The organism is Enterobacter cloacae complex sp. SHL001 (assembly GCF_049236825.1).
Lineage (GTDB): Bacteria > Pseudomonadota > Gammaproteobacteria > Enterobacterales > Enterobacteriaceae > Enterobacter > Enterobacter hormaechei_C.
On sequence record NZ_JBMKIP010000018.1, the window covers coordinates 1 to 618 of the forward strand.

The window sequence follows — 618 nt, forward strand, 5'->3', positions numbered from 1 at the left end:
AGAACTTTAGCAACAACGCCCGCGCCAACGGTACGGCCGCCTTCACGGATTGCGAAACGCAGACCGTCGTCCATCGCGATTGGGTGGATCAGCGTCACAACCATCTTGATGTTGTCGCCTGGCATTACCATCTCTACGCCTTCTGGCAGTTCGATGGTACCGGTCACGTCAGTTGTACGGAAGTAGAACTGTGGACGGTAGCCTTTGAAGAACGGAGTATGACGGCCGCCTTCGTCTTTGGACAGAATGTACACTTCAGATTCGAACTTGGTGTGTGGCTTGATTGAGCCTGGCTTCGCCAGAACCTGACCACGTTCGATTTCTTCACGTTTGATACCACGCAGCAGAACACCAACGTTCTCACCAGCACGGCCTTCGTCCAGCAGTTTGCGGAACATTTCAACGCCAGTACAGGTAGACTTCGCAGTCTCTTTGATACCAACGATTTCAACTTCTTCACCCACTTTGATGATACCGCGCTCTACACGACCGGTAACAACGGTACCACGACCGGAGATGGAGAATACGTCTTCGATTGGCAGCAGGAATGGCTTGTCAATCGCACGCTCTGGTTCTGGGATGTAAGAATCCAGGTAGCCAGCCAGTTCGATGATTTTC

The 618-nt window shown here is 52.3% G+C and carries 1 protein-coding gene; it reads right to left on the reverse strand.

Annotation, left to right across the window (positions count from 1 at the left end; all coding sequences use genetic code 11):
• Positions 1-618, reverse strand: a 618-nt coding sequence (locus ACOTYH_RS21840) for an EF-Tu/IF-2/RF-3 family GTPase (RefSeq protein ID WP_044705022.1), incomplete at both ends; no start/stop codon positions are given.